The organism is Jiella mangrovi, from assembly GCF_017815135.1.
In the GTDB taxonomy this organism is placed as follows: domain Bacteria; phylum Pseudomonadota; class Alphaproteobacteria; order Rhizobiales; family Rhizobiaceae; genus Jiella; species Jiella mangrovi.
This window is the reverse complement of record NZ_JAGJCF010000003.1, coordinates 112,185-135,571: the sequence shown is the minus strand read 5'-3', so window position 1 is coordinate 135,571 and position 23,387 is coordinate 112,185. Positions and strand designations below refer to the sequence as shown.

The 23,387-nt window shown below is 63.8% G+C and carries 24 protein-coding genes, 1 tRNA gene and 1 pseudogene; 11 read left to right on the top strand and 15 right to left on the bottom strand.

Features of this window, described 5'->3' with window-relative positions:
• Positions 1-56: 56 nt before the first annotated feature.
• The 3 genes from J6595_RS05865 to J6595_RS05855 are packed head-to-tail and all read right to left on the bottom strand — an operon-like array spanning position 57 to position 2,897.
• Positions 57-1,043, bottom strand: a complete 987-nt coding sequence (locus J6595_RS05865) for a TRAP transporter substrate-binding protein (protein ID WP_209593526.1) — start codon at positions 1,041-1,043, stop codon at positions 57-59.
• 22 nt (positions 1,044-1,065) lie between these two features.
• A complete protein-coding gene (locus tag J6595_RS05860; RefSeq protein ID WP_209593525.1) occupies positions 1,066-1,599 on the bottom strand; it encodes a TRAP transporter small permease in 534 nt (177 codons plus the stop codon).
• A gap of 11 nt (positions 1,600-1,610) precedes the next feature.
• Positions 1,611-2,897: a TRAP transporter large permease gene (locus J6595_RS05855; protein WP_209593524.1), complete on the bottom strand. Its 1,287-nt coding sequence runs from the start codon at positions 2,895-2,897 to the stop codon at positions 1,611-1,613.
• A gap of 167 nt (positions 2,898-3,064) precedes the next feature.
• Between J6595_RS05855 and J6595_RS05850 the strand changes: the two genes are divergently transcribed.
• The 3 genes from J6595_RS05850 to J6595_RS05840 all read left to right on the top strand — a co-directional run bounded on the left by J6595_RS05850 (position 3,065) and on the right by J6595_RS05840 (position 5,587).
• The gene (locus J6595_RS05850) at positions 3,065-3,835 is read left to right on the top strand and encodes a TetR/AcrR family transcriptional regulator (RefSeq protein ID WP_209593523.1); all 771 of its coding nucleotides are present in this window, start codon (positions 3,065-3,067) and stop codon (positions 3,833-3,835) included.
• 109 nt (positions 3,836-3,944) lie between these two features.
• The gene (locus tag J6595_RS05845) at positions 3,945-4,292 is read left to right on the top strand and encodes a RidA family protein (protein ID WP_209593522.1); all 348 of its coding nucleotides are present in this window, start codon (positions 3,945-3,947) and stop codon (positions 4,290-4,292) included.
• Positions 4,293-4,348: 56 nt separating this feature from the next.
• Positions 4,349-5,587, top strand: coding sequence for an NAD(P)/FAD-dependent oxidoreductase (locus J6595_RS05840; protein WP_209593521.1), 1,239 nt, complete (start codon positions 4,349-4,351; stop codon positions 5,585-5,587).
• 226 nt (positions 5,588-5,813) lie between these two features.
• On the opposite strand, the gene J6595_RS05835 is transcribed toward J6595_RS05840, so the two are convergent.
• The 5 genes and pseudogenes from J6595_RS05835 to J6595_RS05815 all read right to left on the bottom strand — a co-directional run.
• A complete protein-coding gene (locus J6595_RS05835; RefSeq protein WP_209593520.1) occupies positions 5,814-6,878 on the bottom strand; it encodes a phosphotriesterase family protein in 1,065 nt (354 codons plus the stop codon).
• Position 6,879: 1 nt separating this feature from the next.
• A complete protein-coding gene (locus J6595_RS05830) occupies positions 6,880-8,193 on the bottom strand; it encodes an aminotransferase class III-fold pyridoxal phosphate-dependent enzyme (protein ID WP_209593519.1) in 1,314 nt (437 codons plus the stop codon).
• 28 nt (positions 8,194-8,221) lie between these two features.
• On the bottom strand, positions 8,222-9,733 hold the full coding sequence (locus J6595_RS05825; protein WP_209593518.1) for an amidase: 1,512 nt from the start codon (positions 9,731-9,733) through the stop codon (positions 8,222-8,224).
• A 310-nt stretch (positions 9,734-10,043) separates the two neighbouring features.
• Entirely contained in the window at positions 10,044-10,298 is a 255-nt protein-coding gene (locus J6595_RS05820; RefSeq protein ID WP_209593517.1) for a hypothetical protein, read from the bottom strand.
• Between the two features lie 31 nt (positions 10,299-10,329).
• A pseudogene (locus J6595_RS05815) lies at positions 10,330-10,467 on the bottom strand (transposase); the annotation flags it as partial.
• Positions 10,468-10,591: 124 nt separating this feature from the next.
• Between J6595_RS05815 and J6595_RS05810 the strand changes: the two are divergent.
• Positions 10,592-11,344, top strand: coding sequence for an alpha/beta fold hydrolase (locus tag J6595_RS05810; protein ID WP_209593516.1), 753 nt, complete (start codon positions 10,592-10,594; stop codon positions 11,342-11,344).
• On the opposite strand, the gene J6595_RS05805 is transcribed toward J6595_RS05810, so the two are convergent.
• The 6 genes from J6595_RS05805 to J6595_RS05780 all read right to left on the bottom strand — a co-directional run bounded on the left by J6595_RS05805 (position 11,310) and on the right by J6595_RS05780 (position 16,252).
• Complete coding sequence (locus J6595_RS05805) at positions 11,310-12,029, bottom strand: GntR family transcriptional regulator (protein ID WP_209593515.1); 720 nt, start codon at positions 12,027-12,029, stop codon at positions 11,310-11,312. The two genes, J6595_RS05810 and J6595_RS05805, sit on opposite strands and share 35 nt — an antisense overlap.
• Before the next feature lie 61 nt (positions 12,030-12,090).
• The gene (locus tag J6595_RS05800) at positions 12,091-12,858 is read right to left on the bottom strand and encodes a class II aldolase/adducin family protein (RefSeq protein ID WP_209593514.1); all 768 of its coding nucleotides are present in this window, start codon (positions 12,856-12,858) and stop codon (positions 12,091-12,093) included.
• A 4-nt stretch (positions 12,859-12,862) separates the two neighbouring features.
• Complete coding sequence (locus tag J6595_RS22725; protein WP_209593513.1) at positions 12,863-13,618, bottom strand: ABC transporter permease; 756 nt, start codon at positions 13,616-13,618, stop codon at positions 12,863-12,865.
• The gene (locus tag J6595_RS05790; RefSeq protein WP_209593512.1) at positions 13,603-14,355 is read right to left on the bottom strand and encodes an ABC transporter permease; all 753 of its coding nucleotides are present in this window, start codon (positions 14,353-14,355) and stop codon (positions 13,603-13,605) included. Before J6595_RS05790 ends, J6595_RS22725 begins: the two co-directional genes overlap by 16 nt.
• Complete coding sequence (locus J6595_RS05785) at positions 14,352-15,200, bottom strand: ABC transporter ATP-binding protein (protein WP_245197653.1); 849 nt, start codon at positions 15,198-15,200, stop codon at positions 14,352-14,354. The genes J6595_RS05790 and J6595_RS05785 overlap by 4 nt, the downstream gene beginning before the upstream one ends.
• A gap of 38 nt (positions 15,201-15,238) precedes the next feature.
• Positions 15,239-16,252, bottom strand: a complete 1,014-nt coding sequence (locus J6595_RS05780; protein ID WP_209593510.1) for an ABC transporter substrate-binding protein — start codon at positions 16,250-16,252, stop codon at positions 15,239-15,241.
• A gap of 244 nt (positions 16,253-16,496) precedes the next feature.
• On the opposite strand from J6595_RS05780, the gene J6595_RS05775 reads away from it, so the two are divergent.
• The 7 genes from J6595_RS05775 (at position 16,497) to J6595_RS05745 (ending at position 23,162) form a co-directional block, all read left to right on the top strand.
• Entirely contained in the window at positions 16,497-17,897 is a 1,401-nt protein-coding gene (locus J6595_RS05775) for an amidase (protein WP_342453105.1), read from the top strand.
• 77 nt (positions 17,898-17,974) lie between these two features.
• A complete protein-coding gene (locus J6595_RS05770; protein ID WP_209593508.1) occupies positions 17,975-18,937 on the top strand; it encodes a cupin domain-containing protein in 963 nt (320 codons plus the stop codon).
• The gene (locus J6595_RS05765) at positions 18,934-20,271 is read left to right on the top strand and encodes an LLM class flavin-dependent oxidoreductase (RefSeq protein ID WP_209593507.1); all 1,338 of its coding nucleotides are present in this window, start codon (positions 18,934-18,936) and stop codon (positions 20,269-20,271) included. The genes J6595_RS05770 and J6595_RS05765 overlap by 4 nt, the downstream gene beginning before the upstream one ends.
• 53 nt (positions 20,272-20,324) lie before the next feature.
• The gene (locus J6595_RS05760) at positions 20,325-21,110 is read left to right on the top strand and encodes an SDR family oxidoreductase (protein WP_209593506.1); all 786 of its coding nucleotides are present in this window, start codon (positions 20,325-20,327) and stop codon (positions 21,108-21,110) included.
• A gap of 7 nt (positions 21,111-21,117) precedes the next feature.
• Positions 21,118-21,822, top strand: coding sequence for a maleate cis-trans isomerase family protein (locus J6595_RS05755; protein WP_209593505.1), 705 nt, complete (start codon positions 21,118-21,120; stop codon positions 21,820-21,822).
• The gene (locus tag J6595_RS05750) at positions 21,819-22,355 is read left to right on the top strand and encodes a flavin reductase (protein ID WP_209593504.1); all 537 of its coding nucleotides are present in this window, start codon (positions 21,819-21,821) and stop codon (positions 22,353-22,355) included. Before J6595_RS05755 ends, J6595_RS05750 begins: the two co-directional genes overlap by 4 nt.
• 111 nt (positions 22,356-22,466) lie before the next feature.
• A complete protein-coding gene (locus J6595_RS05745; RefSeq protein ID WP_245197652.1) occupies positions 22,467-23,162 on the top strand; it encodes a Gfo/Idh/MocA family protein in 696 nt (231 codons plus the stop codon).
• Positions 23,163-23,258: 96 nt separating this feature from the next.
• Here J6595_RS05745 and J6595_RS05740 read toward each other — a convergent pair.
• A tRNA-Pro gene (locus J6595_RS05740) sits at positions 23,259-23,335 on the bottom strand.
• Between the last annotated feature and the right edge of the window lie 52 nt (positions 23,336-23,387).

Genomic DNA, 23,387 nt, shown 5'->3' with positions numbered 1-23,387 from the left:
CGCCTTGTATCTCAGGCCTCGGGGAAGGCCTCGACCCTCCCCGAGGGAATGCCGAATTACTGGGCGTAGCCGTCGACTGACTTGATGATCTCGTCGACGCGCGCCTGGTCCACATTCGCCACGTCCTTGGACATGCCGGCGGTCGCGTCCCGGAAGGTCTGCAGCTCTTCCGGCTTCGGCTCGTAGACCGCGACCCCGGCCTTCTCGAGATCCTTGACCTGCCGGTCGTGAACCTTCGGCACCCAGTCGAGAACGTCCTTCGAGGCGGTCGCCGCCGCTTCCGTCACCTGCGCCTTCTCCTCGTCCGACAGCCCGTTCCACCAGGAAAGCGACGCGAGGGCGACACGCATCGACGGGAAGACGCGGGCATCCGTCGCGTTCGTGAACAAATCGGCCTGGCCGAAGGTCAGGGGAACGCCGAGCGGATTCACATAGCCGTCCGCAACGCCGGTCTGGATCGCATTGGGAACCTCGGCGAACGGAATGACGACACCGGACGCGCCGAGCGCCTTGAAAAGCACCATCTGCGACTCGTCGAGGGCGCGCATGCGCAGGCCCTTCATGTCGTCGGCCGTCTTCACTTCCTTCTTGTTGTTGAAGATCGCCATGAACGGCCCGAGCGGCACGATCGCCAGGACCCTCAGATCGTCGCCGGCGAGTTTTTCGTTCGCGGTATCGAGAAAGTCCGATTCCGTCATGAACCGGGCGAACTGTTCCTGGCTCTTGAAGAGATAGGGCAGCCGGAGAACCAGCATTTCAGGATCGAACTGGACGGCCTTCTGGTAGTCCGACATCGACACGTCGAGGATGCCAGAGCGGATCTGATCCAGGCGCTCGTCCTCTCCGCCAATGGTGTTGACCGGGAAGGTCTCGGTGTCCCACCCCTTCTGGTCGAGCGCTTCGATAAAGGTGTGCGCCCAGCGTGCCGTGCCGGAATTTTCCAGGTCCGTGACGCTGTCCTCGGCTAGGCTCACCTGTTGTGCGAATGTCGGGGTGGCCAGCATCAGGCTCAGGAAGGCGCAGGTAGTCAAAAGTGATTTCATCATGTTCTCCGGTCGCTTGAGGCTAGATTTCGATTTCGAGTTCGCTCTGGCCGCTCTGCGCTTGGACGGATCTCTGGTCATAGAGCGAAAGGCTGAGAAGGCCCGAGAGCGCGTGCAGGCAGGTGAGGATGGCGGAGATCGGCAGGGCCATGGCCATCCAGGCCGTGGAGATGTGCAGGCCCTCCGAGGGCCGGTCGATCTGACGAAGGACGAACGGGTAGCAGAACCAGATCACCGGCAGGAAGAAGAGCCACGCGGCGACGAAGCGCGAGACGATCTGTACCTTCTGGCGGCCGGGATGATCCTTGGGCGGGTTGACGATCGCAGGGTCGGTGCGCGTGTGGAAGGCGACCGTCGCCCCCAGAAGCCCGCCCCAGACCATCAGCCAGCGCGCCAGCTCCTCGGTCCAGAACGGGGGCGAGTGGAAGATGTAGCGGGCAACGACCTGGAGCAGCACCGTCAGCAGCATGCCCAGGAACATCAGGGCCGACAGGAATTCCGCCGCCAGGTTCAGTCGGTCCGACAGACCGTGCAGGATCATCGCCAGCCGCTTCATCGCCGCACCTCTCAGTTCACGTAGCCGAGGGCTCGCGGCAAAGCGAGCGTGATTTCCGGCACGAAGGTGAGGACGCCGAGCAGCACGAGTTGAACGGCGAGGAAGGGAAGCGCCGCCCTGGCGATCGACCAGTAGGGCGCATTGCTGACCGCCGAGACGACCAGCAGCGCGGCGCCGAAGGGCGGGGTGACCATCCCGAGCGTCAGATTGACCACGATGACGATGCCGAGATGGATGGGATCGGCGCCCGAGGCGATCGCCGGCGGAACGAGAAGCGGCACGAACAGCGCGAGCGCTACCGGCACCTCCAGGAACATGCCCGCGACGAGGAAGATGCCGTTCAGGAGCAGGAGATATTTCCAGCCGTCGAGGCCGAGCGAATCGAGGAGTCTCGCCAGGGCGAGCGGGATCTGCTCGATCCCGGCCAGATAGCTGAAGATGGCGACGGCAGCCAGAAGGATGAAGATCGAGCCCGACAGCGAGGCCGTCCGCTTCAAGGCCTCATAGAGCGCCGACACCGACATCGACCGATAGACCATGCCGGCCAGGATCGCGCACAAGACGGCGACGGCCGCAGCCTCGGTCGGGGTCGTCACGCCGAAGATGATGCCGCCCATGATCACCAGCGGGATGACCAGCGCCGGAACGGCCCGCACGAACCGCCTGGAGAATTCGGGAAGATCGACGCTTTCCCCGCGCGGATGGTCATGCTTGTGGGCGAGATAGCCGTTGGCGAGAAACAGGACGACCGCCATCAAGAGCCCGGGCAGAATGCCGGCGATGAACAGCGCCGTGACCGAGGTCTGAACCAGCGCGCAGTAGAAGATCATGATGATCGAAGGCGGAATGATCGGCCCGATCACCGAGGACGCCGCCGTGATCGCGCCGGCATAGCTGAGCGAATATCCCGATTTGTGCATGGCCGGGACGAGCGTGTTCGAGATCGAGGCCGCGTCGGCGACGGCCGATCCCGAAATTCCGGCGAAGAACACCGAGGTCAGGACGTTGACGTGCCCGAGACCGCCCTTCAGCCGGGCGGCGATCGACATGGCGAAATTCAGAAGCGCCTCGGTGACGCCGGCCCGGTTCATCACCTCCCCCGCCAGGATGAAGAGCGGCATCGACATGATGGAGAACAGGTCGATGTTGGCGATGATCCGCTGCGGCACCGCCGCCAGGAAGCGCGCACGATCGGCCGCGATGAAGCTGGCGATCGAGGCAGCGCCGATCAAATGTGCCAGGACCGCTCCGGTCATCAAAAGAGCGGCGGACACGAAGACGATCGGCAGTGCTGCCATTCAATTCGACCTTTTGCGTCAATCCCCCACGGACGGACCGTAGGTGGTAAATCATTGCCTGCCGCAGCTTTTAGTCCTCGGCTGAAAGCAGCATGCATGCTAATTGTACTTTGTGCAATTGTGCGGCTGCGGTTTTTTTGTGCGCGCCTTTTTATGAGCAGGAAGTGATGGCCAAGAGGGAAAACAGCGGTGTTCGCGCACCGGCGAAGGATCAGGCGCAGGCATCCCGCCAGCTCGGGCGTGCGGCAGCGGTCGGCCTGACGCGCGAGCGGATCGTCGACGCGGCGATCGACCTGATCGATCGCAAGGGCCTCGACGCCCTGACGATGCGCGAACTCTCGCGCCAGCTCGACGTCTACCCGACTGCCATCTACTGGCACATTGGCGGCTCCAAGGCCGATCTCTTCTCCGATATCGCCGGCGCGCTGACGGCCGGAATGATCGACCCTGAAGACACCTGCGCCGACTGGCGCGACACGCTGCGACTGTTGTTCCGCCGGTTTCGCGAGCGCGTCCATCGCCACCCCAATGCGGCGCCGCTTCTCGGCGCACAGATGCGCTCGAACGGCGCACCGAACGCGCCCTGGGTGGAAATCATCCTCGCCGCGCTGAGCCAGGCCGGCTATCGCGACCAGGCCATGGTCGATGCGTTCAATGCCCTTGTCGGCGGGCTGGTCGGCTTCGTCACCATGGAACTCGCGCCCGGTCCGGCGGAGCAGACCGCCGAATGGGAGAAAAGCTTCGAGGTCCGGCTCGACGAGCTCGACGACGAACGCTTTCCGCACACGCGCAGGGCTCTCCCGCTCATGCTGAACCGGGCCTTCGTCATGCGCTGGAAGAACGGATCGGAATGCCCTCTCGACACCGGGTTCGACGCGCTGCTGGAATCGCTCCTCAAGGGGCTGGAGCTGCGCGCCCCTGCCAACACCCCACCATGACCCCGAGCATTCCGGGAAAGGACTCGGGCGTTGCCGTTAATTGTACGACGTGCAATATCTGGCCGCTGTCAACGACGATCCATCCGACAGATACGCAAGGAGCTCCCTCATGTCCGCACCCGCCCTTCCCTTTTCCAAGGTCCGCCGCGTGGGAACCACGGTCTATCTGTCCGGCGAACTCGGCCTCCTCGACGACGGGACCGTGCCGGCCGGAATTGAGGCGCAGACCCACCAGACGCTGGACCGCATCGCCGCCACCTTGAAGGGCGAAGGCCTGACGCTCGCCGACGTCGTCTCCTGCACCTGTTACCTCGCGAACAAGGCCGACTTCGCCGCCTTCAACGCGGCCTACAAGACCTATTTCACCGATCCGCTGCCTGTGCGCACCACCGTCGAGGCGCCGCTGATGATCGACGCTCTCGTCGAGATCACCGTGATCGCCGCCGCCTCGGCCTAAGGCCTTCGCCGTTCGGCAGGACCTCTCGAGCCCGTCCGCAAACGCGAGTGACGTCAATGGCCGATGTAATCGTCCTCGGCGCCGGCATGGTCGGCGTCACGTCGGCCCTGGCACTTCAGGCCCGGGGCCGGTCGGTCCTTCTGATCGACCGCCGCGAGCCGGGGCGTGAGACCAGCTACGGCAATGCCGGGATCATCCAGGCCGAAGCCGTCGAGCCTTACGCCATGCCCCGGGATCTGGCGACGCTCTTCCAGATCGCGCTGAACCGCGACAACTCCGTGCGCTACAGCCTGCGGGCTGTGCCGGGCGTCGCGGCGAGCCTTGCCCGCTATTTCTGGCACTCGGCGCCGAACCGTCACCGGGCGATCTCAGCCGCCTACAGCAAACTCGCCGAACGGGCGACGACGGACCACGCCCCGCTCATCGCCGCCGCGGGAGCCGACAACCAGATCAAGCGGGAAGGCTTTCGCCAGGCCTATCGGTCCGAGGCGGCGTTCGACGCAGCGTGGACGGAAGCCGAAAGGCTGCAACGCGACTATGGTGTCGGCGCAAGGCGGATCAGCGGCCCCGACCTCGCGGCTGCGGAGCCGGTCCTCATGCGTCCGCTCGCCGGCGCGGTGCACTGGACGGATTCGTGGACCTCTTCAAATCCCGGCGGTCTCGTGACGGCTTATGCCGAACTCTTCGAGCGTCGAGGGGGAACGATCGCGACGGGCGACGCGATGTCGCTCCGCCCTGACGGTAAGGGATGGCGGGTCGAAACAACGGACGGGCCGGTTTCCGCGCAGGCCGCCGTCGTTGCCCTCGGGCCTTGGTCTCCGGACCTCCTCGGCCCGTTCGGCTACCGCATCCACATGGTGAAGAAGCGCGGCTATCACGCGCATTACGCCTGCGAACCGAGCCTGAACCTTCCGCTGATGGATGTCGCCAACGGGGCGGTCCTTTCCCCGATGAAGGACGGCCTGCGCATTGCCACAGGCGCCGAACTGACGGCGATGGGCGCGCCGTCGGCGCCCCGTCAGCTCGCAGTCGCCGAGACTGCCGTGCGCGAGCTTCTGCCTCTCGGCAACCGGGTCGAAGACACGCCCTGGCATGGGACGCGCCCCTGCCTGCCGGACATGCTGCCGCTCGTCGGCGAGGCCCCACGGCATCCCGGACTGTGGATGAATTTCGGCCATGGGCACCAGGGCTTCACCCTCGGCCCCACCACCGCCGCGCTTCTTGCAGACGCGATGGATGGCGCCGAAGACAGGCTCGCGCGCATGCTCGCCCCGGCCCGGCTGAGTTCTGCCTGACCGCGCTTCCTGCGGCTTGGCGAAAGCCGGATAGGCCGGAAAACTCTTCCGTTTTCAGGCAATGATGGTGCCGCAACAGGGGCGCGACGTCACGGCCTCTCGCTACACCGCAACCTTTTGAGAGAAATGCGATCTAACGGAGTCGCCATTTCGCTCTGAGTCATCGTTTATGCCCATGATGGTATCCGAGAAGTCATGCAACTTTTCGGCATCCTGCTTTAAGCCGTCAGCCCGGCGCGACGAAGGTCAGCAGGCGTTTCGGCGTCTCGACGAGGATCGTGCGGATGTCCTCCTCGCTGAAGCCGCGCCGGCGCATCAACGGCACGACATTGGCGAAGATGTGTTGGTAGCCGTGCCCGCCGAAATGCTCCAGCCGGCCCTTGGTGCAGATGTCGTGGCTGATCAGGATCTGGTCGCGATGGCCGCGCTCGATCAACTGCCGCAGCCATTTCAGCCGCATCGCGTCATTCGGCAGGTCGATGTCCGGATTGGGGAAATAGTGGCTCTCCTCCCATCCGAAGAGGTCGTATTCGAGGACACAGCCGGTGTCGGCAAGGCGGAAGAGACGATCGGCGTCGAAGATCGTGCGGTCGATATGGCTGATGATCAGCCGGTCCATCGGCCCGCCGGCCGAGCGCACGAAATCCGCCACCTCCTGCGGCTGGTCTTCGTGGCGGCCGGGATGGACGTTGAGCGCGGCCCCGCTCGCCTTCTGGGCCTCCAATGCGCCTTGCATCACCCGCTTTTCCTGGTCGGTCCAGGGTGACTGGCAGCCGATCTCGCCGATGATGCCGGCTTTCACATTCGTGCCCCAGGCGCCTTCGAGAAGCTGGGCGATCATCAGCGCGGCGAAATCATCGACGGATCTGCCGGCATTCTCGCCCGGCTGGTACTCGTCGACATAATAGCCGCAGCCCATGACGATGTGGACGTCGGCATCTTCCGCCATCCGGCGCAGATGATCGGGCCGAGGCGCGAGCCCGCCGACGGTCAGGTCCACCACCGTCCGGCCGCCCGCCCGGCGCATCTCGCGCAGTTCGTTCGTGACCACATCCTGGCAGTCGAGGCGGAAATTGTCCCGGAAATAGGTCTGGCCGTAGCGCGCCCGGAAGCAATTGCACAGGTCGATCGGGGCGTCCGAGGCGCCGTCCGGGATCGTCTCGGTGCGAAACCGTGGCGCGTTGAGGTCGATCGCCAGATGTTCGTGCATCAGCGTCATGCCGAGTTCGCCCGGATCGATCAGTCCGGTGACGGTCTGGACCTTGCCCGTCAGGTCGCTGAACGAGGCCATCTCAAGCGCTACGGTCAACGGATGAGAAGACGGCCGCGCTTTCATCAAGAAAGGCGGCCATGGCGTTCAGAAAGCCGTCGATCTCGGTGTCGCCGACTGCCAGCGACAGGGCGATCAGCCCTCGCGAGGCGAAGTAGTAGCCGCGCTCGGCGAGCGCAAAATGCGCGAGCTTCAGAAGTCGTGCGGAATCGCCGTGATCGGCCGCCGCGCCGTGAATGTTCATGATCGAGCCGAGACCCGTAACCGTGTACGGCGCCTTGCGGTCCGCAAACAGTGCCTCGAGGCGCGAGCGCAGCGCTTCGCCACGGTCGAACAGCGCGTCCAGCTTTTCCGCCGTCAGATAATGCTCCGCCGCCGCGATGCCGGCGGCCATCGTCAGCGTGTTGTTGTTGAAGGTGCCGGCGTGGGAGATCGCGTCCGGTCGGCGCGGATCGAGCCGCTCCATCAGGCCTCGCCGGCCGCCGAAGCATCCAAAGCCGAGCCCCCCGCCGAAGAACTTGCCGATGGTCGTCAGGTCCGGGATGATTCCGAGGCGCTTTTGCAGCCCGCCTTCTCCCATGCGCGCCGTCTGGACCTCGTCGAAGATCAGCACCGCCCCGCTCTCGGCGGTCAGGTCGCGCAGCGCCGCAAGAAACGCGCGCGAGCCCACCCGGCAGCCGCCGGCCCCCTGCATCGGCTCGACCAGGACGCAGGCGATCTCGGCACCTTTCGCCGCAAACAGTGCCCGTGCGGCGTCGACGTCGTCATAGGGCAGAATCTCGAACTTATGCGGCGCGTTGACCTTCGCGCTGGCCGCCCCGAAGGTAAGAAGCCCGCCATGATAGCCCTTCTCGAACACGACGACGCGCTCGCGCGAAGTTGCGATCTTGGCGAGCGCGACCGCCATGAGATTGGCTTCCGTTCCCGAATTGCAGAAGCGCAGGAGATCCATCGACGGAAAGCGGGCGGTCAGGAGTTCGGCGAGACGCACCTCGTAGGTATTGTGCGAGGAAAGGTTGATGCCGTTCGCATGGGCGGCACTAACGGCATCCTTGAGCACGGCCGAGGAATGCCCGAAGATGCCGGCGGTGAACTCGCCCAGAAGGTCGACATAGCTGTGTCCGTCGGCGTCCTTGAGACGGCAGCCCTCGCCCGAGACGAAATAGAGCGGGAACGGGTCCGACCACAGCGACGAGCGCGTGTTTCCGCCCGGCATCACCGCCGACGCCCGCTCGAGCAGCGCCCAGCTCTCGGCATTTCGGTCCCGGTAGCGCTGCTCGACCTCTTCCAAAGCCGTCGCCAGGGCGCTCGAGGCTACACCAGACTGCATCGCCATGGACATGTTCCCAAGATCTTTGAGGGGGTCACGCCGTTTCGCCGGCACCGGCTGCCGGCATGAAATCCGGCATGGCGGCGATCGGCGGCGCCGCCTTCAGCCGCGCAATGTCCGGGACCGGGCGCTTGAGCGAGGGATCGGCGGCAAGCACGCTCTCCAGCTCCGCCGCCATGGCGAGCAGGGCCAGATCGCCGCCGCGCGGACCCACGATCTGCAGCCCGAACGGCATGCCGGCATGATCGAGGCCGACCGGCAGGCTGATCGCCGGATGGCCGGCAAGCGTCGGCGCATAGGCCATCGCCAGCCAGTGGTAGTAGCTGCGTGTCGGCACGCCGTCGATTGCCGCCGGATAAAGCTCTGTCCAGGGACGCGGGCTGACCGTGACGGCCGGCGAGACGACGAAATCATAGTCGTCGTAGAAGCTCTGCCAGCGGCGATAAAGTGCGGTCTGCAGCTCGAAGCCTTCGGCGATGTCGGCCGCCGAGTAGCCGAGCCCCTCCTCGACGTTCTGGCGAACATTCTCTCCGACCAGGCTCGAATCCTTTTCGAGGAGCCGCCGGTGCGGGCCCAGAAACAGCACCGCCCGCAGGCGGGCGAAGGCGTCGTCGGCGCCGCTGCAGTCGGGATGGGCGGCATCGGCAGCCCTGAAGACCGACTTGAACCCGTCGAGCTTTTCAAGAAACGCGGCGGCAAGCGCCTTCTCGGTGGGCGCGAAACCGAAATCGCTCGTATAGGCGATCTTCAGCGAGGAAAGATCCACGCTCGGAAGCCTCGCGAAGCGATCCATCCCCCTCATGGGCTCGCCATGAACGGTTCTTGCGAGCGGGTCGCGCTTGTCGTCGCCGACGATCGTCGACAGCATCAGAGCGACGTCCTCGACGCAGCGGCCCATCGGACCGAGGGTCGAAAGCTGCAGCCACGCCATGCCGCGCAGTTCCGAGGGAACGAGGCCGGCGGTCGGACGAAAGCCGACGATGCCGCAATAGGCGGCGGGATTTCGCAGCGAGCCGCCGGTATCGGAACCCGTCGCAAGGGGAACCATGCCCGTCGCCAGCGCCGCCGCCGATCCGCCGGAGGAGCCGGCGGCGTTCTTCGACGGGTCGAACGGATTGCCGGTGGTGCCGTACACGGCATTACGGGAATTTCCGCCGGCGCCCCATTCGGGAACGTTGGTCTTGCCCATGACGAGCGCGCCGGCCGCCCTGAGGGCCGCCACCATGCGCTCGTCACCCGCCGCGACATTGTCGCGATGAGCCGGGCTGCCGAAAGAGGTCACCAGCCCTTCGGCGTTGACCATGTCCTTGACCCCGAGGGGAAGCCCGTGCAGCGGACCGAGGCCAGCGCCGGCGGTCACCGCCTCTTCATGCTTACGGGCGACATCTCTCGCCCGCTCGAAGTCACGAGCGACGAAGGCGTTGATGGCAGGGTCGACGGCCTCGATCCGGGCGATGCAGCTTTCGACGAGCTCGACCGGCGAGAGCTGCTTGCGGCCGATCAGCCGGCGCGCCGTCACAGCAGAAAGATCGCAGGGTTCCGTCATGAATCCGCCTCCGCCAACCGAGCGCTTACCGTGGCGCTGAGAATTTCGAGCGTCATGCAATGCAAGACCGTGTTGTAGAGGCATAGCCAGTTCATGGTATATTGTACAGCGTTCAATAGCCCGAGTGATTGCGCTACGACGCTTGAAAGCCCCGATTTCGTGCGTTCGGACGTTGTAGAGCGCCTCCCGTTTCAACGCGTTCAGCGGCATCGCCTGCTGATCGGCGTCGGAATGCGACGCGGCTCCACAACCATGCAACCGTGTGCCCGCAAAAGCCGGCAGCAGCCAACGGCCTGCCACCCGGGGCAAGTCACTTCGAGCGAAGGCTTTCAACGACCTCAACCAGCTTGGCGTCGCGCTCGACGGCGAGCTGCGAGACGTTTTTGCCGTCCGCGTCGCTCAGCGTTTCCGCGATCAGCTTTGCTCGCAGCGCCTTCGTCAGTGTCGGAGTTCCGAGATCGTCCCAGCGTCGCTGCTGGCTGTCGCCAAGATGATCGAGGTAGGAGGCGATCCGCTCTCGCCTCCGCCGAGATGATAGGTCATGTGCGGACCGACCGCCGCCCATCTGAGGCCCGGTCCGTTGCGCACCGCGGTAGCTTCTTACAAGCCCTGATCACCGTCTGATGGATGCCGTCCTTCGCAGAAAGCTGCGCCAACGTCATCTCGCCCCGGATCGCCTCCAGCGCGACCTCAGCCTTGAAGTCCGATGAGTCTCGCTTCCGTTTTCCCGTCATAACCTCCGCCCCCTCTTTCGGGGGAACCAAGCTTATCAAACTGTCCGGGAAAGCTGGACCACCTCAAACCGCATCAGATACAATCCGTGAGCATGTCTCGCCGTAAAGCCATGCAGACCGACATATGACGATAATCCTGATTCACGGATGGTGCGGCGATCGAACAATCTGGCGCGAGCAGACTGGAATTTCCTGGTCCGCCGCTGCGAAGGTTTTAGCTATCGACCTGCCAGGTCACGGCGTTGCGGCAAGCAACGACAATGAAAAGAACGCGTCAATCGCTTCATTCGCATCTCATGTCGTCAGCGTCGTGAATGAAACGACAAGCGATCCTGTGGTGCTGGTCGGGCATTCCATGGGTGGGCCGGTTGCGCTGGAAGCGGCGATCGCGCTGGGCCGTCGATGCAGGCTGCTCGTCGGCGTCGATACATTCACCGATTCACGGTTCTACGCATCGCGCCCGCCAGGCGAGATCAGGCTTCGGCTTGCGGCCTTCGATGCGGATTTCGAAGGCACGCTCCGCTCCATGATCGAGCATATTGTAGCGCCTCGAGTTTCGCGGGAGATCCGCGGCGAGATCACGGCATCCATGATGCGGATGCCGAAGGCGACGGCGCTGGCGGCTCTACGATCGCTCCTCCTTTATGACATCGAGGCTCGGTGGCCGAAACTTCGCGCGCCCGCCATCACGATCAATTCCTCGCTGCTAACGGATCCGGCGACACAGTTGCATCTTCCTGACCTCGTCGTTCACGCAATGGCCGATGTCGGTCATTTTCCGATGATCGAGGCGCCGCAGGCCTTCAACGAGATCCTCGCCGCCGTCATCGGCCACGGCACTGTCATCCCTCAGCCATCGAGGGCAGACCCGCTATGAAATCCGCCATATCGTCGCCGAGGAGATTGACGTGGTCGAGGGCGGCCTTGAAGGCCTCCTCGGCGTCGGCCCGCTCTATGGCGTCGAGGATGCGCTCGTGCTCACCGATCGTCGCCGCCATGCGTCCCGGCTGATGCGTCACCGACCGCCGATAGGCGCCGATGCGTCGCCGCAGACTGCGGGTCTGGCTGGCGATGAACTGCGCGTGCGAAGCATCGTAGAGGAGCTCGTGAAATTCGAGATTGATCGTGTAGAAGCGCTCCGGACTGCCGTCGGACAAGGACTGGATCAGGCGGCTATGGATCTCGCGCAATGCCCGGCGTTCGGAGATCGTTGCCCGCCGCGCCGCGAGCTTGGCGCAGAGACCTTCCAGAGCAGCCATCATCTGGAACATCTCGAGAAGCACCGGTATCGAAATCGTTGCAACCGTAACGCCCTGGCGTGGGCGCATTTCGAGAAGGCCCATGGCGACGAGCGACTTGACGGCCTCGCGCACCGGGGTCCGTGACATTCCGAAGCGGCTTGCCAGCTCCGCTTCATCGAGCCGTTCGCCGGGAGACAGACTGCCGGCGACGATCATCTCCTCGAGTGTGGCGCGCAGGTCCTCCGAGAGGGTGCTGCCCGGCGCACGCGCACGTGGCTCCTCCACTGGACGCGTCTTTTCCCCCGCTCTCATCGTCGTCATGTCGTCATCCGCTTTTCCCCCAGGTCTTTTCCCGAACGCTCGGGAACGTGGAGAGCCCGTTTCAATTGCGCCACGACGGATCGATACGGTCGAGCAGACGGATGAAACCAGGCCACTCGCGCGACCCAGGTGCTTTTATGTCTCCGTGGTACTCGTTGAACTGCCGGGCGGCTAGATTTGTCACCTCCGGTGCTGGAAGCGACAGCAGAGCCGTGCCCGCGGCTTGCGCAAGCAATTGAACTCGCGCTGCTTTTTCGAAATAGTACATCAGAATGAAGGCTTCCTGGATGGTGCGACCTACAGTTAGCACGCCGTGATGACGCAAGACGAGCGTGTTGTGCGGGCCTATATCTGCGATGAGCCGTTCGCGCTCGCCCATGTCCATCGCGACGCCCTCGTAATCGTGGAAGCCCGTATAGCCCTGATAGCGCATGGCAAACTGGCTCAGCGGCAGAAGCCCCTCCTTCAGGGCCGAGATGGCGGTGGCCGCCTCTGAATGCGTGTGCAGCACGCAGAGCGCGTCCTCGCGGCCCGCATGGATGGCGCTGTGGATGACGAAACCCGCCCGGTTCACCGGGTGGGAGGACGGTTCCACGAGATTTCCTTCAAGGTCGATCTTCACAAAGCTCGACGCGGAAATCTCGGAAAAGAGAAGCCCGTACGGATTGATCAGGAAGTGGTGGTCGGGCCCCGGAAGGCGGACGGATATGTGGTTGTAGATCAGGTCGTCCAGCCCATAATGGGCGACGAGCCGGTAGCACGCGGCCAATTGCAGCCGAAGAGCGCCCTCGTCCTGTGTGCCGACAGCGAGCGCAGGATCATTTGTCATCACTTTATCTCCACCAGACCAGTTTGCGGTCGAGGGCGACGAGAAGTCCGTAAAGACCGAGACTCGCCATAGAGGCGACCACGACGCCCGCCCAGACCGTGAGGGAATCCATCATCGCCGTCGCTTGGTATATGACCTGGCCAAGCCCGCCATATCCGCCCATCATCTCCGCCACGATCACGACGATCGTGGAGCGGGCGAGCCCGACGCGAAGGCCTGTTACGAGAAACGGCATCGCGGCCGGCAACCGGAGACGGAAAAGGATGCCGAAGCGCGAAGCGCCGAACGAACGCAGAAGGTTGATCGCCTCGGATTCCGGCCGCTTCAGTCCTTGCAGCGTATTGAGAAGAACGACGATGGCGACGGCGAAGGCGGCAAGCGCGATCTTCGAAGCCATGCCCAGCCCGAACCAGAGAAGGACAAGCGGCACGAAGGCGACCGAGGGCACCGAGTTGATGGCGATCACCAGGGGAATTGCCATGAGTTCGAGAGGCGGCACAAGGACGAGGACGATCGCGAGCGCCACCCCGATGAACGTGCCGATGGCGAAGCCCCCCGCAACTTCCGTGAGTGTCACGAGGAGGCCCGCAGAGAGGATGTTCGACTTTTCCGCGATGGTCACAAGAATGCCGCTCGGACCCGGCAGCACGAAGGCGGGAACGCCGAACAGTCGCACCGCGGCTTCCCAGGCCAGGAGCAGTCCGGCGAGCGCCAGCCCCACGGGAAGTGCGGTCCGCAAACCGTTCAATCGAATTGCCACCAGACATACCTCCGTTCGATAAGCGACAAGGCGCCGTACAGCAGCGCGCCAAGGAGGCCGCAAGCGATGATCAGCACCCAGACCCGCGTGACCTGTTCGAAATAAAGCGCCTGCAGCAGGAGCACGCCGAGCCCGACCGTATCTCCGAACCATTCGCCGACTATCGCGCCGGCCAGGCTCAGCGAAATGCCGAGCTTCAAGCCCGTCATGATCACCGGCGCCGCGCTCGGAAGCGCGAGCATGAGAAAGCTTTGCCAGTTCGAGGCGCCGAAGGATGAGAGAAGCGCCGCGCGCCCAGGATTGACTCCGGACAGGCCGCGCAGCGTGTTTACCGCCACCGGGAAGAAGGCGAGGTAGAGAGCAATCACCACCTTGGCGAGGATGGTGTTCCCGAACCAGATGACGACAATGGCGCCGAAGGCGATGACCGGCACGGATTGGAGGGCGACGAAGATCGGAAAGAATGCCCGTTCGAGGAGACGAACATAGGCAAAGGCGGTTCCGAAGCCGATACCGATCAACGCGCCCGCGATGAAGCCGATGAAAGTTTCCAGGAAGGTGCGCCAGAAGCCGGCCAGGAGATCAGGCCAGAGCTTCACGGCCTCTGCATAGACGTCGCCGAGCGGCGGCAGGTAGCGAGGCTCGATGTTGAAGAGCGGAACAACCGCGAGCCATGCGAGAGCGACGAGCAGAACCGTGACAGGCGGCGAGGTCAATATCCGGCCGCGCATCGTCATGACATCGTCTTTCTGTCGGCCGCATCGCGGGAAAGCGCGAACGTCTTCATGCTTTCCTCCTCGACGCTCGCGAGGAGGCGGCGCTTGATCTCCATGAAGTCCGGGCTCGTGATCACGGAAGCATCGCGCGGGCGCGGCAGCGCGATCGTCTCGGTCTGCTTGATCGTGCCCGGACGCGCCGTCATGACCATCACCTTGTCACCGAGGAAGATTGCCTCGTCGATGTCGTGGGTGATGAAGAGCACGGTCCGCTTGTGACGTTCCCAGATATCGAGCAGCCAGCGCTGCATCATGGCACGCGTGAGGGCGTCGAGTGCGCCGAAGGGTTCGTCGAGCAGGATGAGGTCACGTTCGAAAAGGAAGGTGCGCATCAGCGCCACGCGCTGCCGCATCCCGCCGGATAACTCGTGCGGATAATGGCGCTCGAAACCCATGAGGCCGAATTCGGGAAAGAGACTTTCCGCTTTGGCGCGTGCCTTGCGCCGTGACATTCCCTCCACCTCGAGGGCGAGCGTGGCGTTATCGAGTACCGTGCGCCAGGGAAAGAGCAGGTCCTTCTGCGGCATGAAGGCGATCTTGCCCAGAAGCGCGCCATCGGGCTGGGGCTGGCCTGACAGAAGTATCGAACCATCGGAATCGGGGGGCAAAAGCCCCGCGATCATGTTGAAGAGCGTCGATTTTCCGCATCCGGATGGGCCGATGAGCGTGACGAACTCGCCGGGTGCGATCGACAGGTCGACATTCGATACGGCCACGGTGCGATTGGGCTCTGATCCGAACCGCTTCCAGACATTGACCAGCTGGAGATGCGGAGGAATGACGGAGGCTTTTGACCGCGCAGCCATTCCCCCGTTTTGGATGCCTTCGGAACTCATCGCCGACCTCAGAGCTTCTTGTCGTCTGCCGGAACCTTGTTCCAAAAGCTCTGATCGAATGTGGCCTTCAGATCGACGGGGCCCTTGAGCCCTCCGAACTTGATGAGGCTCGCCTGCACTTTCTCGATCGACGCCATGTCGATGGCTCCGAGCCCTTCCGTTTTGGCGACGCCCGCCGTCATCAGGTTCTCGATCTCGTCGAGCATCAGCTCTTGATGCTTCCGCTCAAGCCCTGAGCCCGCGGCCAAGACAATATCCACCGCTTCGGCCTTGTGCTGGAAGGCATATTTCCAGCCCTTCAGAGTTGCGTTCAGAAAGCTCTGGACGATTTCAGGCTTCTCCTTGATCATCCTTTCGGAGGTAACGATCGCATCCTGTTGTGTCGTGACACCGGAATCGTCGGGCCGGAACAGCTTGATGTTGTTGATGCCCTGCTCCCGCAGCGTGTTCAGCTCATTGTACAGCGTGACGGTTGCGACCTGATATTGCCTGTCAATGAAAGGCTGCATGGAGAAGGGCTGCGAGACGATCTGTACGTCCGACTGCGGGATGCCCTCATGCGCGAGCACCGAGAAGAGCGTGTACTGCGTGCCGGTGAACCAGGTTGCGACCGATTTGCCCTTGAAGTCCTTGACCGAGTTGATGCCGCTATCGTCGTAGGTCACGTAGGCATAGGGCGTCTTCTGTTGAGACATGGCGATGCACACCAGAGGCAGGTCGCTCGCCCGCGCGTTCAGCATGCCTTCCGTGCCGCTGACGACGCCGAATGTGTCGCTGCCGGAGGCGACCAGCGTGGCCGCATTGATGTTCGGACCTCCGGGGTTGACCGTGACGTCGAGCCCGGCCGCCTCGTAGAAGCCCTTTGCCTTGGCCACGTAGATGCCGGCGAACTGGGCCTGCGCAACCCACTTCAGTCGGACCGACACTTTTTCAGCGGCTGCGGCCGATCCGGTGGCACCGATCATGGCGGAGGCCATCATCAAACCCGCGGCGAGCCCACTCATCACATGCTTCATCATCATGACAAACCCCATCGTTATGTATGCGAAAATGTAAAAGCAATATACGTGCCAACCCGTGTCAGCCGCCAATTCGCAGCGATGCGGCACAGTTTTGAAGCGAACTAGGCCAAAATTCGCTATTTAACGGCGTTAAAGGGGCCAGTAGATTGCGTGCGTAAAAGGCAGGCACGCATAAAATTAAGGCATTGCGTATGCAAAAAAGTGTGTCATGTATATTTCTGTCATTGGTTCATGAGGCCGAGCAGTGTCAGCATCTCGAGCAACCGCTTCGTTCACGTCGCTTTCAGCAGAACTCCGCGTCCGCGCCGTCTCGCCGGTCGACCTTGTGGAGGACATGCTCTCACGCATTGATGTGCACGACAGCCGGCTAAACTCCTATGCACATGTCGCTGGCGAGATTGCGCGCGCCGAGGCCAGGCGGGCCGAGACCGAGATTGCGCAGGGCCGCCGGCTGGGGCCGCTTCATGGCATACCGATCGCGGTCAAGGACGTTTTCTACACCACCGATATGCCGACCCGCTTCGGCAGCCCCGTCCATGACGGGTTCGATGTGCAATTTGAGTCCACCGCGACGGCACGGCTGCGAGCCGCGGGCGCGATCCTTCTCGGCAAGCTCACCCTGACCGAGGGTGTCTATGCCGACCATCACCCAAGCACCGTGCCGCCGGTCAATCCGTTCGGTGCGGCGCATTGGACTGGCACCTCGTCGAGCGGCTCCGGTGTCGCCGTCACGGCCGGACTGGCATACGGAGCTCTCGGCACCGATACCGGCGGTTCGATCCGGCTCCCTTCCGCCTGCTGCGGTATCGTTGGAATCAAGCCGACCTGGGGGCGGGTCAGCCGTCACGGCGTCTTCGAGTTGGCAGGATCGCTTGATCACGTCGGCCCGATGACCCGCAGCGTTGCCGATGCCGCCGCGATGCTCGCCGCCATCGCCGGCCCCGATCCCGCAGACCCGACGGCCTCACCTGTTCCTGTCCCGGACTATGTGGAGGCCGCAGCTGAGGGCAGCGTCGAGGGTCTGGTCGTCGGAATCGACTGGGGGTTCCTGCGCTCGCGCGCCGACGACACCGTGCTCGCCTCGATCGCGGAAGTGGTCGAGGTTCTCGCGAGGCTCGAAGCCAGGATCGTCGAGGTCAGCTTCCCCGATCCGGATGCGGTTCTCGAAGGATGGGCGGTGCAATGCGCGGTCGAGGCGGCTTTGGCGCATCGCGCGACTTTTCCGGCCCGCCGGGATGAATACGGGCCGCGCATGGCGGGCCTGCTCGACCGGGGCGCCGGCCATTCGGCGGCCGACCTCGCCATCGCCTATCAGGACCGCAGAGCCTTCAACGGCCGGATGGCGACTCTCTTCGACGGCATTGATCTTCTCCTGATGCCGGGGCTGCCGGTTGCTGGCCCGTCCCTCGATTACATGGCCTCGCTTGGCGAGGACCCCGCAGGCATCCTCGCCATCGGCCCCTTCACCGCACCGTTCGACGTCTGCGGCTATCCAGCGATTTCGCTTCCATGCGGGATGAGCCGCCAAGGCATTCCGATCGGCTGCCAGCTCGTCGCGCGCCCTTTTGCCGAGGATCGTCTCTGCCGGGCCGGCGCCGCCTTTCAGCGCGCGACAGACTGGCATGAAAGGCGGCCGAAACTTTGATCGAAAAAACGGCGCTATCGAATTGATTGACCGAAACTTTTCAAGCCTCATCCAATGACGCGAGGATGCCGGATTCTATGACGAGCGAAACAGCGAATGCCTCAAAGATCACCATCGACATGGCCGACATGCCGGTCCAGCTTCCCTGCGATCCCGGTTCGGCTGCGCAAGGACGAGCGCGCTTTTTCAATTCCGGCAACGCGTTCAACCTGAAGCTCGCGGCCGTGCCGGCTGCCGCTTTCCGGGAGGAGGCAACGGCAGCCCTTGCACTCGAAGCGACCGGATTCACGCTTTGCGACCAATCCGCGGTCATCGGCTCCCCGTTTCCCGCGACGACACCGCTCATGCTGGCTCGCTACGCGGCCATCCGGCCGGACGAGCGGCTCGACGCCGATTTCAATGCGACGGGCGCGATCTGGTACGTCATGGCAGGCGCGGCGACGGCTTCGACGGCCGGCGAAAAACTTTCGATCGCCGCTGGTGACGTGGTCCTGACGCCCGGTGGCGGCAAGGTTTCCCTCGAAGCCGGCAGCCATGGCGCGGTGCTCTGGGTGGTGACCAACGAGCCTCAGCTGGCTTTCGAGGGCGCCCGTCCAGACCCATCCTTGATGGCGCCTCCCGTGCATTATCCCGCCGCCGAGATCGAGCGCCAGCTCGAGCGGGTCGTGGAAGCCTCGACCAATGCCACGACATCGGGCATCGCCCTGATCTTCTCGACCAAGGAGCAGGAAGCGCGGCGCAACATTTTGCCGTCTCTCACTCTATCCCTGAACACGGTGCCGGCTGGCGAACAGCAGCGCGCCCATCGGCACAATTCTGCGGCGGTCACGCTCATTCTGAAAGGAGAGGCAGCCTATTCCAAAGTCGCGGACGCGCGCTGCGAATGGTCACCTTTTGCGACGCTCGTCACTCCCGCCGGAGATCCGCACTCCCATCACAATGACGGCGCCGACCGCGCGGCCTTTCTGATCGTCCAGGACGGAGGCCTTCATTACCACGCCCGCACGATGGGCTTCGCCTTCATGGAGCCTTTGGCATGAGCGCAATTCCTGCGACGCGTCGCATGATGCATCTGGGGCTTTTCATCCTCGGAACCGGCAGCCACGTAGCGGGCTGGCGCCAGCCGGCAGCGGTGACGAGTTTCGAAGACTTCTCCGCCGTCCAGCAGATCGCTGCGACCGCCGAACGAGGGCTGTTCGACCTGATCTTCATGGGCGACAACCTCTATGCCGACCCCGCCGCACATCCGTCCTACACGTCGCGGCTCGAACCGTTGACCATGCTGTCCGCGCTTGCGACCTCGACGAGCCGAATAGGCCTCGGCGCGACCGCATCGACGACCTACGGTGATCCCTTCACGGTGGCGCGCGCCTTTGCCTCGCTCGATCATATCAGCGGGGGAAGAGCGGCCTGGAACGCGGTGACGACGGCAAACGCCGTCTCTGCCGCCAATTTCGGGCGGGATCATCCCGATCACGGACAACGCTACGCGATCGCTGAAGAGTTTCTTTCCGTCGTGCGCGGTCTCTGGGATTGCTGGGACGACGACGCAGTGGTCAAAAACCGGGCGAGCGGACTCTACATCGATCCAAAGAAGGTCCGTGCCCTCGACCACGAAGGCCCGTTCTTTCAGGTGAAGGGGCCCCTCAACATATCGCGCAGCCCGCAGGGACAGCCGGTCGTATTCCAGGCGGGAGGGTCCGCGCCGGGTCAGCGGCTGGCCGCACGCACCGCCGATGTCGTCTTCTCCGTCGTTCAGGATCTCGCCGAGGCGCGCGTGCAATATGCCGGCTTCAAGGCGCAGCTTTCCGCCTTCGGGCGGCAAGCAGAGCATGTCGCTCTCCTGCCGGGCGTCATGCCTGTCGTCGGGCGCACCGACCGCGAAGCCTTCGACCGGCTTGGCGCGCTTCAGGGTTTCCTCTCCGACGAGAGCGCGATTCAGCTTCTCTCCGATCGCTTCGGTACCGACATGAGCATTTATGATCTCGACGGTCCGGTGCCCGATCTCGAGCTTCCCGACAGCTACCATTCCTTCGCCGGCGTTATGCTCTCCAAAGCACGGCGGGACCGTTTCAGCCTGCGCGACGTGTACAACCTCATGGGGGCCGCGCGTGGCCACTGGGTGCTCTGCGGCTCGGCCGAGCGGATCGCTGACACGCTGCAACTCTGGTTCGAGACCGGCGCGGCCGACGGGTTCAACGTCATGCCGCCCTTCTTCCATGAAGGCTTCACGGATTTCGTCGATGGCGTCGTACCGATCCTGCAGGAGCGCGGCCTGTTCCGCACGGCCTACGAGGGCGAGACCCTGCGTGACCATCTCGGTCTGGAGAGGCCTGCCCGCGGTGAATGGCCTGCAAGGCTCGGCCGCGTCTGACTTCAAACACTCAAAGCCGCCCATCGAGGGCGCACAGGACAACAGGAGATAACATGGATCTGCGCCTCACCGGAAAGACAGTTCTCATTACCGGCGCTTCGCAGGGCATCGGCGCCGGTCTCGCGCGCGCCTTCGCGGACGAGGGCTGCGCTCTCATTCTCACAGCCCGGAGCACCGACAAGCTGGAAGCCCTCAAGGCCGAGATCGAGGGAGCGCATCCTGAGGCCACAGTCCGGCTCGTCCCCTGCGACCTGACGGAAGAAGGCGCTGCCGAGGCGCTCTGCGAAGCGGCTGGCGACGTCGACATTCTCGTCAACAATGCCGGCGTCATTCCCTCGGGCTCCCTTTTCGACGTGGACGAGGCGAAATGGCGAGCCGGCTGGGAGTTGAAAGTCTACGGCTACATCAATCTCTGCCGCCTCTACTATCCGCGCATGAAGGCGGCGGGCGGCGGCGTCATTCTCAACAATATCGGCAATGGCGGCGAGATCTCGGACCCGCGCTACATTGCCGGCGCGGTCGGCAATGCCAGCCTCATGGCCTTCACGCGCGCGCTCGGCGGCTCCAGTCTCGACGACAACATCCGCGTCGTCGGCGTCAACCCCGGTCCGGTCAATACCGACCGCATATACAACATGCTGAAGAAGCGCGCGGTCGACCTTTACGGCGATGAGTCGCGCTACGGCGAACTCGCGGGCACCTATCCGCTCGGCCGCCCCGCTCATGTCCATGAGGTGACCGATCTCTTCGTCTTCCTCGCCTCATTCCGCTCCGGCTACACGTCAGGCACGATCATGACGGTCGACGGTGGCATCGCGTCCCGCCGCTCGATCGTATGATGAGCCTATGACCAGAACGCTTCCCAAGAGGCTGGGCATGCTCGCGCCCTCCTCCAACACGGTGCTCGAACCGGAAACCGCCAAGCTCTTGCCGGCGGATGGATCCGTGACGACGCATGTGTCGCGCATCCGCGTCCGCCATATCACGGCCGACGCGTCATCGCGCAGCCAGTTCGATCTCGCCTGCATGGTCGAGGCCGCCGAGCTCCTGTCCGACGCGGACGTCGATCTGATCCTGTGGAACGGCACCGCGGCGAGTTGGCTTGGCTTCGATCGGGACGAAGCGGTGGTGGCAGCCATCGAAGCGGCGACGGGAACGCGGACCACGACTGCCGTGATCGCGATCAATGAGGCCCTCTCCCGGCTCGGCGCCAGCCGGATCGGCCTCGTCACGCCGTATGTCGCCGAACTCGAGGCCGACATCACTGCCAACTACGCCGGGATCGGGATCACCGTCGCCTCGGCATGTCGCCTGGACCTCACGGTCAACACCGACTATGCGGCGGTCTCCCCAGAGCGCCTCGCCGAGATGGTGCGGCAGGTCGCGAGCGTTGACGTGGACACCGTCGTGATCCTGTGCACCAATTTGGCCGGTTCCTCGATCGCCCCGCGTCTCAGCCACGAACTCGGCATTCCTGTCATCGATTCCGTTCGCATCGCCCTTGAACACAGTCTCTCGATCCTGACAAAGGCCAGGGAGAAGGACGCATGACCGGACCATCCGCTTTCAGGACGGAGGATCTGCCACTCGCCCCCGTCGATGCCACGATGTTCAAGGAGGGCATGTCGCGGCTCGGCGCGGCGGTTGGCGTCGTGACGACCTCGACGGCGAACGGCCCCGTCGGGTTCACGGCCACTGCCATCTGCAGCGTGACGGACACGCCTCCCACGCTGCTTGTGTGCCTCAACCGCTCGGCATCCGTTCATCCGGACTTCGACCGCGCAACGACCTTGTGCATCAACATGCTTGCCGCCAACCAGGAGGTCGTCGCCCAACTCTTCGGCGGCCGCACGGCGATGGTCGAGCGCTTCGACGGCTCCACGTGGAAAACCCTCCGCACGGGAGCCCCCGTCCTTTCGGGAGCCGCTCTCAGCGCCGACTGCCAGATCACGGAGCGCCTCAGCGTCGGATCGCACGATATCCTGTTCTGCCGTGTCCTGGCCCTGGAGTTCAGTGATGATGCTCCGGCGCTGGCCTATCATCGCCGCCAGTTCCACAGTCTGCCGGCCTGTGTGGGGCGGTGAGAAACCACGCCAAGAAGCGGCTGATCATCCCCCGGCCCGGGGGACACGCTGTGTCAGCCGGCCATTGCGTGTTCGGATCGATCGGGCATTAGATAGCCGAGGGCCAAATGCATGCGGTGCCGGGACGCTTCGAAAAAGGCCGCCAAGCCGCTCCTCGTCGGCTTCATGAAGCGCTATTCGGTCGGCAACAAGATCGCCAAGAACATTCTTGCTTCGGGCCGTTTCGGCGATGTCCTCGGTCTCACCGGATATTACATGACGGCGCCCGGCTATTTCGAGGGCAACGTCGACTATACCGGCTTTCTGCTGCACCACGGCGTCCATTACATGGACCTCGTCTCGCATCTCGTCTCGCCGGTGGTCGGCATGAATGCCAGAAAAGTCGAGAAGACGCCGGGCCGGATCCTCTTCCATGTCGGCTTCGATTTCGAATGCGGAGCGATCGGCACCATCGCCATGGGCACCGCCCAGAGCCGCGGTGCACCCGTCGAACGGATGGAGATCATGGGCGATCATCAGCGCATCGAGGTCGAGGACGTCGTCGAGGTCCGCTGGCACCGCAACCCGCCCTTCAAGGTCGCAGATCCTCAAGCGACGCTTATCGATACCGAGGACACGCTGACCTGGAAGCCAAACTTTACCGCTGCGGCGAACGAGGACTACGAGGGCTATCATGCCCTCCTGTCCGATGTCGCCCCGGCGCTGAAGGGTGAGAACACGGCCGCGCCGACGACCTCGTCGCAATGGAAAGGCTCGACGAGATGCGCCGACAGCTCGACGTTTAGGGGAAGGTCGCGGGGTCTGTGAGACCTGTGCCGATCGACAATCCGCTCCGCCCGAGATTGTCACCCATGTCTTAGGAACGTTCTGTCACCCATGTCTCCGGGCCGGACAGGAAATGGCTGGTCGGAGTGGCAGGATTCGAACCTGCGACCCCCTCGTCCCGAACGAGGTGCGCTACCAGGCTGCGCTACACTCCGTGACCTGCGGCGCGGTATATAACGAGCAGCTTCCCAGACCGCAAGCGGGCAT

Excerpts from the sequence above, each read along its gene's own strand:
- J6595_RS05865 (WP_209593526.1), bottom strand. The coding sequence starts at position 1,043 with ATGAAATCACTTTTGACTACCTGCGCCTTCCTGAGCCTGATGCTGGCC.
- J6595_RS05860 (WP_209593525.1), bottom strand. The coding sequence starts at position 1,599 with ATGAAGCGGCTGGCGATGATCCTGCACGGTCTGTCGGACCGACTGAAC.
- J6595_RS05855 (WP_209593524.1), bottom strand. The coding sequence starts at position 2,897 with ATGGCAGCACTGCCGATCGTCTTCGTGTCCGCCGCTCTTTTGATGACC.
- J6595_RS05850 (WP_209593523.1), top strand. The coding sequence starts at position 3,065 with ATGGCCAAGAGGGAAAACAGCGGTGTTCGCGCACCGGCGAAGGATCAG.
- J6595_RS05845 (WP_209593522.1), top strand. The coding sequence starts at position 3,945 with ATGTCCGCACCCGCCCTTCCCTTTTCCAAGGTCCGCCGCGTGGGAACC.
- J6595_RS05840 (WP_209593521.1), top strand. The coding sequence starts at position 4,349 with ATGGCCGATGTAATCGTCCTCGGCGCCGGCATGGTCGGCGTCACGTCG.
- J6595_RS05835 (WP_209593520.1), bottom strand. The coding sequence starts at position 6,878 with ATGGCCTCGTTCAGCGACCTGACGGGCAAGGTCCAGACCGTCACCGGA.
- J6595_RS05830 (WP_209593519.1), bottom strand. The coding sequence starts at position 8,193 with ATGGCGATGCAGTCTGGTGTAGCCTCGAGCGCCCTGGCGACGGCTTTG.
- J6595_RS05825 (WP_209593518.1), bottom strand. The coding sequence starts at position 9,733 with ATGACGGAACCCTGCGATCTTTCTGCTGTGACGGCGCGCCGGCTGATC.
- J6595_RS05820 (WP_209593517.1), bottom strand. The coding sequence starts at position 10,298 with ATGGGCGGCGGTCGGTCCGCACATGACCTATCATCTCGGCGGAGGCGA.
- J6595_RS05810 (WP_209593516.1), top strand. The coding sequence starts at position 10,592 with ATGACGATAATCCTGATTCACGGATGGTGCGGCGATCGAACAATCTGG.
- J6595_RS05805 (WP_209593515.1), bottom strand. The coding sequence starts at position 12,029 with ATGACGACGATGAGAGCGGGGGAAAAGACGCGTCCAGTGGAGGAGCCA.
- J6595_RS05800 (WP_209593514.1), bottom strand. The coding sequence starts at position 12,858 with ATGACAAATGATCCTGCGCTCGCTGTCGGCACACAGGACGAGGGCGCT.
- J6595_RS05790 (WP_209593512.1), bottom strand. The coding sequence starts at position 14,355 with ATGACGATGCGCGGCCGGATATTGACCTCGCCGCCTGTCACGGTTCTG.
- J6595_RS05785 (WP_245197653.1), bottom strand. The coding sequence starts at position 15,200 with ATGGCTGCGCGGTCAAAAGCCTCCGTCATTCCTCCGCATCTCCAGCTG.
- J6595_RS05780 (WP_209593510.1), bottom strand. The coding sequence starts at position 16,252 with ATGATGATGAAGCATGTGATGAGTGGGCTCGCCGCGGGTTTGATGATG.
- J6595_RS05770 (WP_209593508.1), top strand. The coding sequence starts at position 17,975 with ATGACGAGCGAAACAGCGAATGCCTCAAAGATCACCATCGACATGGCC.
- J6595_RS05765 (WP_209593507.1), top strand. The coding sequence starts at position 18,934 with ATGAGCGCAATTCCTGCGACGCGTCGCATGATGCATCTGGGGCTTTTC.
- J6595_RS05760 (WP_209593506.1), top strand. The coding sequence starts at position 20,325 with ATGGATCTGCGCCTCACCGGAAAGACAGTTCTCATTACCGGCGCTTCG.
- J6595_RS05755 (WP_209593505.1), top strand. The coding sequence starts at position 21,118 with ATGACCAGAACGCTTCCCAAGAGGCTGGGCATGCTCGCGCCCTCCTCC.
- J6595_RS05750 (WP_209593504.1), top strand. The coding sequence starts at position 21,819 with ATGACCGGACCATCCGCTTTCAGGACGGAGGATCTGCCACTCGCCCCC.
- J6595_RS05745 (WP_245197652.1), top strand. The coding sequence starts at position 22,467 with ATGCGGTGCCGGGACGCTTCGAAAAAGGCCGCCAAGCCGCTCCTCGTC.